A 13,181-nucleotide genomic window follows, 5' to 3' on the forward strand; every position below is an offset into this window, starting at 1 on the left:
ATCAGACGGGCCGGCGCGGACTCCGGTTCCGCCGCCCGGCGCGGACTCCGGGCCGGTCACCGGCCGACACGGAGGAGCCCGTCGTCCGATGCTCCGTACGCGAGCGCGTCGGCGAGCAGACCGGCCAGCAGCCGGACGAACGGCACCTCCGCCTCGGTCACCCCGGCGACGTCGACGGCGTCGACCGTGAGGATGCCGAAGGCCCGCTGCCCGGCGACCACGGGCACCGCGACGAACGACCGGTATCCGTGCTGCGCCGAGCCGCGCCACCCCGGCGGCGGGTCGGCCTCGACGTCCAGCGACACGACGTGCTGGTTGTGCCGGATCATCGCGAACACCGAGTCCCCCTCGACCGTGCCCTCCTCGAAGACCGTCACGGGCTCGTCCGCGCGCCCGGCGTACTGCGCGGGCTCCAGCTTGCGCGGTTTGCCCGGCGCGAACCGGAACCAGCAGGCCCGGACGCGTTCGGCGTCGATGAGGTGCGCCGCCGAGTCGAGGATCATCGGGACGGTGGCCTCCCGCAGGTTGCCGCGCTCCTGCCGGTTCGTGGCGGTGGCGATGCGCCCGAGTTGCCGGACGACCGGGTCCAGCGCGTCGTTCATCGTCACCCGCATCTCGACGGCGGCCTCTATGGCCGCCTGCTCGGCCTCCTTGCGCAGCCGTTCCTTGCGGATCTGTTCGTATCCGGGCACCGCGGCGCCCACCACGCTCATGACGATGCTGAGCGCGATCCACCAGGGCTTGAGCGCGCCGCCGTCGCCGGCCTCGGCACCCGCCAGGGCGACCAGGCCGACGGAGGCGACGCTCACGCCGGTGGTGAGGTAGATGCGCCCGACGGGACGCCGGTTGCCCTTGGGAGGTAGCCGCACCCACCGCAGATTAGGCGATCTTCGGTCGATTCGCTTGACCTACGGTCACGATGTCGGTCATCGATCGGCCGCGAGTGACGCGGCCGCCGTTCAGCCGGGCGGTGCGCGGACGACGGCGACCGGGCAGTGGGCCCGGTGGACGACGGCCTGGCTCACGGAGCCGAGCAGCATGCCGCTCAGGCCGGCGCGGCCGCGGGATCCGACCACGAGGAGCTCCGCGCCGGCGGACTCGTCGATCAGTACCCGGCTCGCCACGCCGAGGCCGACCACCGTCCGCACGTCCGGGCGCCCGTCCGCGAGCCGCGTCAGCATGGCCTCCGCCGCCTCCCGGTCCTCCTCCCGGTCCACGGCGTGGACGACCGTGAGCCCGCACTCGCGGTCGTCCGCCTCGGCGAAGGCGAATCGGATCGCCGCCTCCGACAGATCGGTCCCGTCCACACCGGCGACGACCCGGCCGGCGGAGGGGCCGGGCGCGGCGTCGCGCAGCCCCGGGCGGATGACGACGACCGGCACGTCGGCGCGGACCGCGACCTCCATGGCGGTCGAGCCGGTGACCAGCCGGGACATGGCGAGGAAGCCGGTCGATCCGACGACGATCATCGCGGCGTCGGCGGCCTCGGCGAGCAGCCGGTCCGGCTCCCGCCTCGGCAGCACCCGTACGAGCGAGCCGCGCCGGCCCGCCTCCTCGATCGCCCAGGTGACGGCCTCGTCCCCGGAGGGAGTGCCGTCGACATAGGCGATCACGGGCCCCGTTTCCTCGGGGATCCGGAAGCCGCTCATCGTTCTTCCCGAAGGTCGGTTCCGCCGGCGACCGTCCCGTCCCGCCGACCGGCCGGGCCGGCGGTCCGCGGACGGCGGCTCGGCGCGGCCGGACGGGGCGACGAAGCCGGCCGGCGGGAGGGATGCGCGCGTTCACTACCGGGTTTCCACCCCACCGGGCGACTAAGCGGGACAAAGGTCCCCTTTCGGGCACCCGGCCGGCCCTGTCCGGCGCGGCCCCGCCTCCGGACGATGAGGGTGCGCCCCGTTCTCGGCCGGCGCGAACCGGCCGGACGGCCCACCCTTCGCGGCGGCCGCGGGGCGACGCCTTTCTCCGCCCCCCATTGGTGATGACACGCCCGATTAAGGGAAGACCGAAAGAAAGGCATCAGATGGCTAAAATTGCGATCATCGGGGAAGGGACCAAGGTCACGGGCTTCGGGCTCGCCGGAGCGATCGTCCTGCCCGCGGAAGAACCTGACGCCGTCCGCGCCGCCTGGCGCTCCCTGGGCACCGACGTCGCCATCGTCATCCTGACCTCGCGGGCGGCCCGTGTCCTGGACGGCGAGCCGTCCTCCTGGCCGCTCACCGTCGTGATGCCGCCATGAGGAGCCCGCCACGCGTCACGGTCGGGCGGTCGTGAAGCGTGCCGGAAACAGCACGAGAAGGGGAAACGGCCATGCCGACCACAACCCACCACTGCGCATGCGGGGACATCGCAGCGGTGATCTTCGGCGTGGACGGCGTCCTCGTCGACACCGCCCACGCGTCGGGCACGGCCTGGAAGGCCGTGCTCGATCCGTTCCTGCGCTCACACGCCGCCGTGTACGAGACGGAATGCCGGTACTTCGACGCGGGCACCGACTACCGCCGGTACATGCAGGGCCGCACCACGATGGACGGCCTGCGGCAGTACCTCACCGCGTGCGAGATCCCATTGTGCTTCGACGCCCTGCGCGGCCTGGGCGCGCGTCATGAGGAGCTGTTCCTCATGATCATCCGCCGGCTCGGCGTCCAGGCGTTCGCCTCCTCGGTCGGCGTGGTCCACGCCGTCCGCCTGCACGGGTTGCCCACGGCGGCCGTCTCCGCCACGCGGTACGCCGCCGAACTGCTGCGCCGAGCGGGCCTCGCGGGGCTGTTCGACGTCCGCCTCGACGCGCTCCACCCGACCGAGAAGGGTCCCACCGCGTCGGCGGACTGCCTCTTGCGGGAGGCCGCGCGCCGGATGCGGGTCGCTCCGGCGCGGACGGCCGTCATCGAGGAGAACCTCACCGCCGTCCAGGCCGCCCGGCGTGCCGGATTCGGTCTCGTCATCGGGGTCGACCGGGGTGGCCGGTCCCTGCTGCTGCCCGAGTACGGGGCGCACCGGGTGATCACCGATCTGTCCGAGCTCGGGGTCGGGGAGCGCGTCGCCTGACCGGCCGCCGTACGCGCCCCGGTGCTCTCACCTGCGGGGTCGTACGACGCCGACCGAGCACGGCGCGTGCACGAGCACGGCGTGGCTCACCGAGCCCAGCCGGAGCCCCGGGACACCGCCGAGCCCCCGATCCCCCACGACGAGCAGCCCGGCGTCGGCGGCGGCCTCCAGCAGCGCGTGCCGCGGCGTCCGCATGACCAGACTGGTCGCGGTCTCGACGTACGGGTACTTCTCCCGCCACAGGCACACCGTGCGCTCCAGCCGCGCGGCGCCGAGCGTCCGGAGCTGCTCCGGGTCGCGCAGCATGCCCATCTCGGCCGAGGCGATGGCCTCCGCCTCCCAGCAGGCGAACACCGCCCGTACGGACCGTCCGCGCAGGGCCGCCTCCTCGTACGCGAACGCCAGCGCGGCCTCGGCGGCGGGCGACCCGTCCACGCCCACGACGATGGGGCCGTCGGGCTCCGGGTCGTCGCGCATCACCAGCACCGGGCAGTGACCGTAGGCGGCCAGGTGCAGCGCCGTCGATCCGGCGCCGAGGCCGGCGAACCCGCCCCGCCCGTGCGAGCCGACGACGGCCAGCGCGGCGTTCTCGGACTCGTCGATGAGGACGGCCGAGGCCGGGCCGGTCGCGAAGCGCGGCCGTACCGTCAGGGCCGGGCGCAGCTGCCGGGCGACGAACACCCCGTGCTCGAGGGTGTGCCGCCCCATCCGCCGCGCCGTCTCCAGCGCTTCGGGCCCCGACGGCGGGACCGGGTACGGCCAATGCCAGGCGTGGCACACGGTGAGCGGAAGCCGGCGGACCCGCGCCTCCTCCACCGCCCAGCGCAGTGCGCGCTCGGCTCCCGGGGACCCGTCGAAGCCCACCAGGACGTAACTGCCATCGAAGGTCGCCATGGGATCAGATCCCCCCTGCTTCGGCCTATTCGCAGCCAATCGCACCGCGCCTTCGGCCGGCAGAGGCGAAGGCCCGCGGAGGGGAAGGACTCTCGGGCCTTCAGGCCAGGACCAGAGACCCTCCCCATTTCCAGGAGAAGACGCCTAACCTGCGGGTAGAGGTGGCCGTGATGGAGGTGTCCCATGCGTGCACTCACTATCCAGGTGCTGGGCTTCATCCGTTACCTGCGCCCGGACCGCAACCCCCTGCGGCGTCCGCTCGACCGGCTCCACTCCCGCCTCGTGGCGGTGCTGGGGGCGCTCTTCCTGATCACGGGCGTCATCGCCTCCGCACTCATGATCCACTTCGTTGACGGCGCCGGGCTGCGGGCGGAGTACCGCCAGGCGCGGACCCGGTACCAGGTCGACGCGGTGGTGACCGCCACCGGCGCGGCGGCGTCGCGGAACGGTGTCGAGCAGGAGACGCGGTTGCGCTGGCGCGACCGAACGGGCCGCTGGCATACCGGCGGCGTCGTCCCCGCCGGGGACGACCATGCCGGCGTCCATCGCCGTGTCTGGATCAACCAGGCGGGCGACCTCACGGCCCGGCCCCGCACGCACGCCCAGACGCTGACCGACACCACGCTGGCCGTGTTCGCCGCCCTGACGTCGCTCGTGATCCTGCACGCCGGCGCGTACGCCGCGGTCAACCGCCGTCTGGAGCGGCGGCGGATGGTGCTGTGGGAGAACGCCTGGGCCGCCACCGCTCCCCGCTGGACCGGACGCTCCTAGGGCCGGTCGGAGGTGTCACAGCTCGCCCACCGTCACGTCGGCGGCCGCTCGCCGGACGCTCTCGAACTCGTCGTCCGCCACTCCGAACCGCACCATCATCTGGGGGTGGGCCCCGTCGCAGAACCGGGCGCGGATGAACTCCCGCAACTCCGGCACCTCCAGCGCCTGGGTGTGGAACGCGGCCGACACGTCGTCCTCGGTGGCGCGCAGCAGCACCCGCTGGAGGGCCTGGCCCGCCCGCAGCCAGTCGTCCCGGCCGTCTCCGGAGGTCGTCAGGACGGCGACGACTCCGGTGGCCTCCCCCGGTTCGCCGCCGACCAGCCCCCACCCCTGGCCGCGCGCGAAGTCCCGGCCCGCGAAGTGCGGATCGGTGTGGTCCGGATCGCGCGGGTAGGCCGTCTCGGGCACGCCGTCCAGCGGTTCGGCGCACGGCGCGGGCGCCCAGCGGGCCACCTCGGCGACGTACGCCGGGTCCAGGCACTGCACCTGCTCGGCGACCTCTGACAACGCGGCGAGCGCGATGCGGACGCGAGGGTCGGCGACGATCCGCAGTGAGGCGTGTTCGGCGCACGCGTGGGCCCGCAGGGACTGCAGCAGGCCGACCGGCAGCGCGCCGGCCCGGAAGCCACCGCGATGGGTGCGCCGCCGTTTGATCTGGTCGTACATCCGCCGCTCCTCGTCGGTGGCGGACTGCGGCTCGCCCAGGATCACGTCGGCGATCAGCCCCGGCCGGTCCGGGTCGGACGCCATCCGCACCTCCGGCAGCCGCCCGAGGCGGCGTACGGCGAGCCGCAGCGTGAACAGGGCGGCGCCGCAGCTGATCAGCATCTCCCGGCCCGACGGGTCCGCGACGCTCAGGCGGCGTTCGGCGTCGGAGTGCAATGTGACCGTCTCGCCGTGGGGTTCGAACCACCAGGGCTGGGTGTTGTGCGGCGACGGCGCCCACACGGCGGCGTCGACGAGCAGTCGCGCGACCGTCTCCTGGCGCTCCGGCCCGTTCGCGGCATCCATCGTGTCCCCTCCTGTCCTCCACGACCTGGTCGTCACGGCCGGCCCGCCCCAGCCGGGGCACGGCGCCACGGGCTCCCGCGCGGCCGGCGAGTGGCCCGGGACCGTCACCGCACGGCCGGTACGACGGCCAGCGGGCACTTCGCCCGGTGCAGCAGCGCGTGCGAGACCGAGCCGAGCAGCAACCCTTTGAAACCGCCCCGGCCGCGGGTCCCCACGACCAGCAGCTCCGCTCCCTCGGAGGCGTCGGCGAGTACCCGTGCGGCGCGGCCGTGCACCGCCTCCGGGATCACCTCGACGCCAGGGAACTTGCCCCGCCAGGGCACGAGCGCCTCCACGATCCGCCGCAGCTCGTCCTCGGCCATGGCCTGCGGGTCGTACACCAGCGGCTGGATGTCGCCCGGAGCGGTCGAGGCCGGATGCCACCAGGCGTGCATCACCCGCAGCAGCGCGGTCCGCAGCGCCGCCTCCTCGAACGCCAGGGCGATCGCCGCCTCTCCGGTCGCCGCCGTGTCCACGCCGATCACGACCTCCCGCCGGGCCGGTGGTCGCAGGCTCCGGACCACGGCGACGGGCACCGGCGCGTGCGCCACCACCTGCAGCGTCGTCGAGCCCAGCAGGAGACCCGCCGCCGCGCCGACTCCGCGGCCGCCCAGCACGACCATCGCGGCCGAACCCGCCCGCTCCAGGAGGATCCGGGTCGCCGTCCCCGGCACGAGCTCGCCCTCGATCTCGACGCCCGGAGCGCGCTCGCGCGCGGCCGCGACCGCCTCGTCGACGACCGTGCGGCCCTGGGACAGCAGCCACGTCCGTATCGAGGCGAAGCGCGGGTCGACCGGTGTCTCGTACAGCCACGGGGCGACGGCGTGGAGGATCCGGAGGGGCAGGGCCCGGCGGCCCGCCTCCTCGGCGGCCCACCGCGTGGCGGCCGTGCCGCTGTCGGATCCGTCCGTTCCCGCGAGGATCTCGTTCACGAGGGTCGTCTCCTCTCCGGTGCCCGCGGCGCTGCGCTCGGTCGCTATTCGCCATTCGCCATGGAGCCTCATGTTCAGGACATCCGGCGGGAGACGGGGACTCCAAGGGCGAAAGGTCCTTGACAGGCTCCCGTTGGTCCCGTGACCCCTTCGTCCCGTTGCACGGCGGACGGATCTCGTCCGCTCCGGCGGCGTGCGCGCCGGCGCCTCTCCCGGTCCGGCCGGCCCACGGCCCCGCGACGCGGCGGAATCCCCGTTTGCCGTCCATTGCGGACCGGAGGCCCGCGCATGAGGATTCCGTTGCGCCGACCCCCCTTGGCGATTCCTTAGGCTGTGTCCTGATTGATACGAGCGACGCCGGAGTATGCGGCCAACAATGGCGAAGAAAAGCACCATTCGCGATGCCCGGCCGGGGCGCCAGCGGTGCGGCCGGGTCTCGTCGGCGAGCCGGCGCACTCCTCGGCTCGGAGCCGGGCGGTTCCTCGCTCGCCATCGACCGGCGGTCCGCTCCGGCCGTGCGGCACGGCCTGCGAATCCGTCTCGTACGACCGCCGTCACCCCAGACCCAAAGTAGCTATATTTGCCACTTAAAGCGCGGATATGTGGCATGGAGGACGAGAGTCAATTATCGCCATATATGGACTTTTGCGGTTGATTCCGACGAGCCGAGGATATGGTGTTGTTTGTGGCGAACGGGCCGAAATGGCCCAATTGCCGGGCGTGATCAACACGACACGCCAACGCGCCGACCCAAGGAGGTTCTTCAGATGAGGATTCCGAAGCGGATGGCACTCGGCATCACCGGCCTGGCCTTTGCGGGAGCGACCGCCCTCACGCTGGGCGCCGCCGCGCCGGCCGGCGCCCAGACGGTGAGCGGCGCCCCTCAGAGCCTCGTGACCTGCGGTGGCGGCTGGGGCGGGTGCTGGAGCGGCTGGGACTGCTGGGACGACTGCTGGGACGACTGCTGGTGCTGATCACGGGCAGCCGATAGCGGGCCGGCGTCCGGCTAGAGCGCGCCTGGACGCCGCACCGCCGGACAGCGGATTCGCCAGGCCCACCCGGGTCGCGTACGCGACCGGGCGCCGCCGGCAAGGGGTCTCGCACCTTTCGGGTGCGGGACCCCTTCACGCGCGTACGGACTCCTAAAACATGAAGCTTACTCACTAGTAAGTTGACGGCCATTACCGGCTTGTTACAGATAAGTAAGAGGCCCGGGTCAACACCCCCCCGCTCGGTTCCCGGGCCGGAAGGAGCCCCGCCATGAACACCTCCCTGGGCCGGCGCGCGGCCACCGCCGCCACGGTCATCGCCCTCGGCGGCCTCGGCGTCGTCGCGGCACAGGCGCCGGCCGGCGCGTCGACCTTCTCGACCTCCTACACCTGCAACTCGATCCTCGGAACCCAGAGCATCAGCGTCAGCGGAACCGCCACGGCGTCGCCGAACCCGGCCAAGGTCAACACCTCGGTCCACGCCACGGTGCACGTGGTGACCTCCCTGTCGTCCCCGCTCGCGGTCAACTCCTGGAGCGCCACCCTGACCGCCGACGTCAGCGGCGCGCAGACGGCGTCCTTCCCCCTCACCGGCTCCGGCGGCGCGCTCCCCGCCAACCAGCCCATCACCGCCGACGTCGCCGGCAACTGGACGCCGACCGTGGTCGGCACCGATCAGTTCCAGGGCGGCAACCTCAGCATCAAGGCGAACGTCCCGATCTTCGGGAACATCACGGCGACGTGCACCCCGAACAGCCCGCGCCCCGTCGCCGAGACGCTCACCGTCACCTCCTGACCCCGCCGATCGGGGACGGCCTCGCACTCAGCGGTGCGGGGCCGTTCCCATGCCGTCCGTCAGGCGTCCGGCCCGCCCTCCCGGCACGACAGGAGCGGTTCCGTCCCGAGGTCCGGACCGGCCGCGGGATCGGGGATCGCGCGGAAGATCAGCAGGCAGGTGTCGTCCTCCCGGACGCTGTCGCTCAGCATGGCCTCGAGCACGCTGTCGGCGACGTGGTCGAGCTCGCCCTCGGCCGACCGGAACGCGGCGGCGAGGCGCTCGATGCCGTGATCCAGGCTCGCGTCGCGGCGTTCGATCAGGCCGTCGGTGTAGAAGATCACGGCGCATCCGGGCGTGAGCCAGGTGCGGTGCTCCTTGATCGCGGCCTTCTCGAACGGCATGCCGAGCAGGAAGTCATGGCCGTGCAGGACGGTGACCGAGCCGTCCGGCGCGCGCAGCAGCGGCGGCGGATGGCCGGCGTTCGACCAGCGCAGCCGGCCGTCGGGCGACATCTGGGCGAGCACGGCGGTCGCCAGGTCCTCCGGCTGCAGGTGGGACAGCATCCGGTGCATGCAGGTGAGCACCTCGCCGGGGCCTTCGGCGTCCATCGCGTAGGCGCGCAGGGCGGTGCGCAGCTGACCCATCAGTGTGGCCGCCTGCAGCCCGTGCCCCGTGACGTCGCCGACAGCGATGACCACGTCGCCGTCCGGGCGCTCGAACGCGTCGTACCAGTCGCCGCCGACGTTCAGTCCCGCCTCGGCCGGAAGGTAGCGCGCGGTGAACTCCAGCCGCGCGGCCGGCGGCAGATCGGTGAGCATGGCGCGCTGCAGGCGTTCGGCGACGTCGCGCTCGTGCTCGTAGCGCAGCGCGTTGTCGATCGCCGCCGCGGTGAGCCGCGCCAGCTCCCGGAACATCGCGATGTCCTCGGTGCCGAACGACGCCGCCGCGGCCCTGGCCTCCAGGACGCCCAGAGTGACTCCGTGGGAGATCAGCGGAAGCGCCAGGAGCGGCTCCCGTCCCGATCTGGTGTCGAGGTCATTGGCCGGGTGCGCGTCGTCACGGGCCACGGTGACCCGCTGCACGCGGCCGCTGACATAGGCCTTCTCCACGTACGGCGACGGCGCCGCGGCGGACGACCCGGCCGGGACCGGCTCCAGCGGCCCGGACCCGCGCACCAGCCACACCGTCACCGCCGAGGCGTAACGGGGGACGACGAGGGAGTGCAGCCGGGCCAGGACCGTCTCGTGGTCCAGGGACTCCGACAGCGTCGACCCGGCGTGCGCGAGGAACGCCAGCCGGGCCCGCGCCGCGTCTGCCGCCGCGCGGGCCGTGCGCTCGGCACGGAGGGAACGCTGCTGCAGTTCGCTCGCCTTGCGCAGCCGCTCGGCGTTCTCGGCGAGCTCCGCGTGCAGCGCGAGGACGCCTTTGTTGGTCTGCTCCAGCTCTCCCTGGGACCACTCGACCATGGTCTGCAGCTCGATGAGGTGATCGAGCAACGCGGTCCCGCCGAGCGACCCGGCCCCATCGAGCGACCCGCTCCCATCAGGCGACCCGGCCCCGCCGAGCGACCCACCTCCATCGAGCGACCCGCTCCCATCAGGCGACCCGGTCCCGTCGCGTGCGGCGGGCGTACCGTCGACCGGCCGCGCCGTCCCGACGGCCGTGGCCAGGGTGACCGTACCCTCCGGCGGCGTCCCGACCTTGATCACGGCCGTCAGCCGGTGGTCCTCGGCGCTCAGCTCGACGGCGCCCTCGGGGTGGTGGTCGCGCAGCGCTCGTGCGACGGCCGCGAGGAAGCGCGCGCGTTCGTCGGCCGCCACTCCGAGCCGGACCGCGGCGGCCGCGGCGGAGGCCAGCGCCGGGCCGGCGTCCGTGACGGGTCCGTCGTAGATCCGCTGCCTCATCGGACGTCCTTGTTCGTCGGGGTCCTGATCACCACCACGGTGGCGTCGTCGTTGCCGCGGTGCGCGTCCTGCCAGATCAGCGCGGCGAGTATGGCGGGGTGGTGACGGTCGACCTCCGGATAGTCCTCCAGCCGCCAGCGGCCGTTGATCCCGTCGGTGTGCATGACGAGCACCGCGGGGTCCGTCCAGTCGGCCGAGTCGAGCCGGTGGGAGCGGGTGGGGACTCCGGCGCCGAGGATGCCGGGCATGCACAGGAGGGTACGCCCCTCGCGCGGCGGGTAGAGCCGACCGGTGACGTTTCCCACACACCCGTAGGTCAGCCTGCGCCCCCAGCCGTCGATCTGGGCGACCCCGGCCGCCGCTCCCCTTGTGGTCCGCAGGCCGGCGTCGAGCTCGCGCAGCAGCCGGGAGACGTCGGTGACGGTGTGCCGCCCGGCGAGGTCGAGCGTCGCCTGCCGGGCCTCGGCCGCGCCGGGGCCGTGCCCCAGACCGTCGACGACCGCGACGGTCAACCGGTCGCCCTCCCAGGTGACGCCGTATCCGTCGCCCACCACCGACTGCGCGGGGTGCGGCGTGAGCACACCGCCGACCTCGATCCCGTCCGCGCTCTCGGCGCCGGCGCCGACGCGGGCCAGCACCACGGTGCCCTGGCCCGGCCGGCTGTACAGGTCGAACCGGGTGGCCACGCGGCGGCAGATCCCCAGTCCGCCGCCGAGGGACGACGTCGTCGTGTAGCCGTCCGCCATCGACGCGGGAACGTCGGCGATGCCCGGTCCGCGATCGACGGCGGCCAACTGGACGACGCCGTCTCCCGACGCGGTCACCAGCAACCGGCCGCCGTACGCGTGCTTGACCAGGTTGGTGGCCAGCTCCGTCGCGAGCAGTTCGCAGCGTGCGGTCGACCGCGCGTCGAGCCCGGCCGTCCGGGCCGCGGCCGTGGTCGCGGCGACCGCGCCGTGGACCTGGCTCTCGTCGGACACGGGTATGTTCCAGCCCGCGCCAACCTGCACGCGGAGGCTCACCGTCAGGCTCCCCGGACTCCGCGCGGCCACGCGGTGACCGTCACGGTCGTTCCGAGACCGGGACCGGTGTCGATCGCGAACTCCTGTACGAGCCGGCGCGCGCCGCCGAGCCCCAGGCCGAGGCCGTGTCCCGTCGTGTACCCGTCGGACAGCGCCGTCTCCACGTCGGCGATGCCCGGCCCCTGGTCGCTGAACCGCAGCCGGATGCCCCGGCCCCCGGGCGCCTCCGGCATCGTGATCTCCATCCGGCCGCCTCCTCCGTGCACCAGGGTGTTCCGGGCGAGCTCGCTGGCGGCGGTGACGAGCTTGGTCTGCTCGACCAGGCTGAAGCCGGCCGCCACGGCGGCCTCGCGGACCGCCTGGCGGACACCGGCGATCTCCATGTCGCTCGTGATCGGCAGAGTCGTCACGGCCGCTGTGGTCACGGGCCCACCTCGTCCGCCTCGAGGAGGGCGAGGGCGTCCTCCAACGACCTCGCCGTCTGCAGTCCCGGCAGGCCGAGACCCATCTCCACCATGGTGATCGCCACGGACGGCCGCATCCCGCACACGACCGTCCGGCCCGCCAGGACGCGCGTCGCCGCGGCGATCTCCGCCAGGACGCGGGCGAGGAACGAGTCGATCATGTCCACCTGGGAGATGTCGATGATCACACCGTCGGTGCCCGCCGCGGCCATCTCCGCCAGATCCTGCTGCAACGCGACCGCGAGGGAGTCGGTGAGCTCCTGCTGGATGCTCGCCAGCAGGAGCTCACCGATCCGGTGCACGGACACGCGCTGCATGCCGGTCGCCGCGTTCACGCCCGGCCGACGCTGGTGCCGACCTGGCCGAGCGACCATTCGAGCGCGTCGGCCAGCGTGGCGCGGGTGGTGATGTCGCCCAGGTCGATGCCGAGCTGGACGATCGTCTGGGCGATCTGGGGCCGGATCCCGCTGATCACGCACCGGGCGCCCATGAGGCGCACGGCGAGCGCGGTCTTCATCAGATGCTGGGCGACCACCGTGTCGACGAGCGGAACCCCCGTGATGTCGAGGATCGCCACGGTCGCGTGCTGGTCGACGATCGCCTCCAGCAGCGTCTCCATGACGATCTGGGTGCGGGCGCTGTCGAGGGTCCCGATCAGCGGGACCGCCACCACCCTGTCCCAGAGCTTCAGGACCGGCGTGGCGACCTCGAGCAACTGCTGGCGCTGCCGGGCCACGATGTCGCCCTCGTCGCTCAGGGAGATCTCCATGCCGACGAGGCGGAGCGTGCCCATCAGGTCGGTGGCGGCGACCAGCGCCGCGCCCCGGTCGGCGTCCGCGAACTCGCGGTCGACCAAGGCGATCACCGGCCGCTTGAGCTCGGCGACCTCCGCCGCCACCCGCAGCGGCGACCCGGTCTTGGACCGTGCGGCGATCATCTGGGCCAGGACGGTGCGCACCTGGTCGAGCGCGGGCACGGTGACGTCGTCGACCCGTCCGTCCCGGGCGACCTCGGTGAGGGCGTCCACGAGGCGGTGGGCGGCGTTCACGGCGGCGTCGCGGCCGGAGGTGTACACGGCGCGGAAGAGCGTGAGGTCCGCCCACTGTTGCGCCACCTGCTCTCTCCGCGTCCGCAGGAACTCCGCGACCGCGGCAGCGCCGCTGTCCTCCGCTACCGTCACTTGATCATCTCCTCCGGTTCCTCGGTGGTCGACTCGCGATCGGCTACCCGCCGTTCCAGGGCACGCGGACCCTGCCGGGCCGCGTCGGGAGAAGTCACGGGAGCGGGCCCGAAAGCCTCCGGAAGAGCCGACACGGATCGGCCGCCCCGGGG

General features: G+C 73.3%; 15 protein-coding genes. 5 read left to right on the forward strand and 10 right to left on the reverse strand.

Translation table 11 applies throughout. The features are described from left to right. Nucleotides 1-56: 56 nt before the first annotated feature. The gene (locus tag AB0K82_RS23770; RefSeq protein ID WP_364400381.1) at nucleotides 57-869 is read right to left on the reverse strand and encodes a GAF domain-containing protein; all 813 of its coding nucleotides are present in this window, start codon (nucleotides 867-869) and stop codon (nucleotides 57-59) included. A gap of 90 nt (nucleotides 870-959) precedes the next feature. Continuing rightward, entirely contained in the window at nucleotides 960-1,613 is a 654-nt protein-coding gene (locus AB0K82_RS23775; RefSeq protein ID WP_364400383.1) for a universal stress protein, read from the reverse strand. A 407-nt stretch (nucleotides 1,614-2,020) separates the two neighbouring features. Here AB0K82_RS23775 and AB0K82_RS23780 point away from each other — a divergent pair, with 407 nt between their 5' ends. Together AB0K82_RS23780 and AB0K82_RS23785 are read left to right on the forward strand one after the other, a co-directional pair. Further along, the gene (locus AB0K82_RS23780) at nucleotides 2,021-2,236 is read left to right on the forward strand and encodes a V-type ATP synthase subunit F (RefSeq protein ID WP_364400385.1); all 216 of its coding nucleotides are present in this window, start codon (nucleotides 2,021-2,023) and stop codon (nucleotides 2,234-2,236) included. A gap of 71 nt (nucleotides 2,237-2,307) precedes the next feature. Continuing rightward, on the forward strand, nucleotides 2,308-3,045 hold the full coding sequence (locus AB0K82_RS23785; protein ID WP_364400388.1) for an HAD family hydrolase: 738 nt from the start codon (nucleotides 2,308-2,310) through the stop codon (nucleotides 3,043-3,045). A gap of 27 nt (nucleotides 3,046-3,072) precedes the next feature. On the opposite strand, the gene AB0K82_RS23790 is transcribed toward AB0K82_RS23785, so the two are convergent. Then, nucleotides 3,073-3,939: a universal stress protein gene (locus tag AB0K82_RS23790; RefSeq protein ID WP_364400391.1), complete on the reverse strand. Its 867-nt coding sequence runs from the start codon at nucleotides 3,937-3,939 to the stop codon at nucleotides 3,073-3,075. A gap of 183 nt (nucleotides 3,940-4,122) precedes the next feature. Here AB0K82_RS23790 and AB0K82_RS23795 point away from each other — a divergent pair, with 183 nt between their 5' ends. After that, complete coding sequence (locus tag AB0K82_RS23795; RefSeq protein ID WP_364400394.1) at nucleotides 4,123-4,710, forward strand: hypothetical protein; 588 nt, start codon at nucleotides 4,123-4,125, stop codon at nucleotides 4,708-4,710. A gap of 15 nt (nucleotides 4,711-4,725) precedes the next feature. Here AB0K82_RS23795 and AB0K82_RS23800 read toward each other — a convergent pair whose 3' ends face one another. After that, nucleotides 4,726-5,721: a hypothetical protein gene (locus tag AB0K82_RS23800; RefSeq protein WP_364400397.1), complete on the reverse strand. Its 996-nt coding sequence runs from the start codon at nucleotides 5,719-5,721 to the stop codon at nucleotides 4,726-4,728. Between the two features lie 104 nt (nucleotides 5,722-5,825). Continuing rightward, a complete protein-coding gene (locus tag AB0K82_RS23805) occupies nucleotides 5,826-6,764 on the reverse strand; it encodes a universal stress protein (protein WP_364400399.1) in 939 nt (312 codons plus the stop codon). Between the two features lie 695 nt (nucleotides 6,765-7,459). Here AB0K82_RS23805 and AB0K82_RS23810 point away from each other — a divergent pair. After that, nucleotides 7,460-7,666 (forward strand): hypothetical protein, encoded by a 207-nt coding sequence (locus AB0K82_RS23810; protein WP_364400402.1) that lies wholly within the window; start codon nucleotides 7,460-7,462, stop codon nucleotides 7,664-7,666. 286 nt (nucleotides 7,667-7,952) lie between these two features. Next, nucleotides 7,953-8,477 (forward strand): hypothetical protein, encoded by a 525-nt coding sequence (locus AB0K82_RS23815; protein ID WP_364400404.1) that lies wholly within the window; start codon nucleotides 7,953-7,955, stop codon nucleotides 8,475-8,477. 59 nt (nucleotides 8,478-8,536) lie between these two features. Here AB0K82_RS23815 and AB0K82_RS23820 read toward each other — a convergent pair whose 3' ends face one another. Genes AB0K82_RS23820 through AB0K82_RS23840 form a run of 5 tightly spaced genes read right to left on the reverse strand, consistent with a single transcriptional unit; the run spans nucleotide 8,537 to nucleotide 13,029 of the window. Then, on the reverse strand, nucleotides 8,537-10,363 hold the full coding sequence (locus AB0K82_RS23820) for a SpoIIE family protein phosphatase (RefSeq protein WP_364400407.1): 1,827 nt from the start codon (nucleotides 10,361-10,363) through the stop codon (nucleotides 8,537-8,539). Then, nucleotides 10,360-11,343, reverse strand: a complete 984-nt coding sequence (locus tag AB0K82_RS23825) for an ATP-binding protein (protein WP_364400410.1) — start codon at nucleotides 11,341-11,343, stop codon at nucleotides 10,360-10,362. The genes AB0K82_RS23820 and AB0K82_RS23825 overlap by 4 nt, the downstream gene beginning before the upstream one ends. A 44-nt stretch (nucleotides 11,344-11,387) precedes the next feature. Continuing rightward, nucleotides 11,388-11,810, reverse strand: coding sequence for an ATP-binding protein (locus AB0K82_RS23830; protein ID WP_364400412.1), 423 nt, complete (start codon nucleotides 11,808-11,810; stop codon nucleotides 11,388-11,390). Then, nucleotides 11,807-12,184 carry an STAS domain-containing protein gene (locus tag AB0K82_RS23835; RefSeq protein ID WP_364400415.1) on the reverse strand — a complete coding sequence of 126 codons (378 nt, stop codon included), beginning with the start codon at nucleotides 12,182-12,184 and terminating at the stop codon, nucleotides 11,807-11,809. The genes AB0K82_RS23830 and AB0K82_RS23835 overlap by 4 nt, the downstream gene beginning before the upstream one ends. Next, a complete protein-coding gene (locus AB0K82_RS23840; protein WP_364400417.1) occupies nucleotides 12,181-13,029 on the reverse strand; it encodes an STAS domain-containing protein in 849 nt (282 codons plus the stop codon). The genes AB0K82_RS23835 and AB0K82_RS23840 overlap by 4 nt, the downstream gene beginning before the upstream one ends. Between the last annotated feature and the right edge of the window lie 152 nt (nucleotides 13,030-13,181).

The organism is Actinoallomurus sp. NPDC052274, assembly GCF_040679475.1.
GTDB lineage: Bacteria > Actinomycetota > Actinomycetes > Streptosporangiales > Streptosporangiaceae > Actinoallomurus > Actinoallomurus liliacearum.

Excerpts from the sequence above, each read along its gene's own strand:
- AB0K82_RS23815 (WP_364400404.1), top strand. The coding sequence starts at position 7,953 with ATGAACACCTCCCTGGGCCGGCGCGCGGCCACCGCCGCCACGGTCATC.
- AB0K82_RS23780 (WP_364400385.1), top strand. The coding sequence starts at position 2,021 with ATGGCTAAAATTGCGATCATCGGGGAAGGGACCAAGGTCACGGGCTTC.
- AB0K82_RS23810 (WP_364400402.1), top strand. The coding sequence starts at position 7,460 with ATGAGGATTCCGAAGCGGATGGCACTCGGCATCACCGGCCTGGCCTTT.
- AB0K82_RS23800 (WP_364400397.1), bottom strand. The coding sequence starts at position 5,721 with ATGGATGCCGCGAACGGGCCGGAGCGCCAGGAGACGGTCGCGCGACTG.
- AB0K82_RS23785 (WP_364400388.1), top strand. The coding sequence starts at position 2,308 with ATGCCGACCACAACCCACCACTGCGCATGCGGGGACATCGCAGCGGTG.
- AB0K82_RS23795 (WP_364400394.1), top strand. The coding sequence starts at position 4,123 with ATGCGTGCACTCACTATCCAGGTGCTGGGCTTCATCCGTTACCTGCGC.
- AB0K82_RS23820 (WP_364400407.1), bottom strand. The coding sequence starts at position 10,363 with ATGAGGCAGCGGATCTACGACGGACCCGTCACGGACGCCGGCCCGGCG.
- AB0K82_RS23805 (WP_364400399.1), bottom strand. The coding sequence starts at position 6,764 with ATGAGGCTCCATGGCGAATGGCGAATAGCGACCGAGCGCAGCGCCGCG.
- AB0K82_RS23790 (WP_364400391.1), bottom strand. The coding sequence starts at position 3,939 with ATGGCGACCTTCGATGGCAGTTACGTCCTGGTGGGCTTCGACGGGTCC.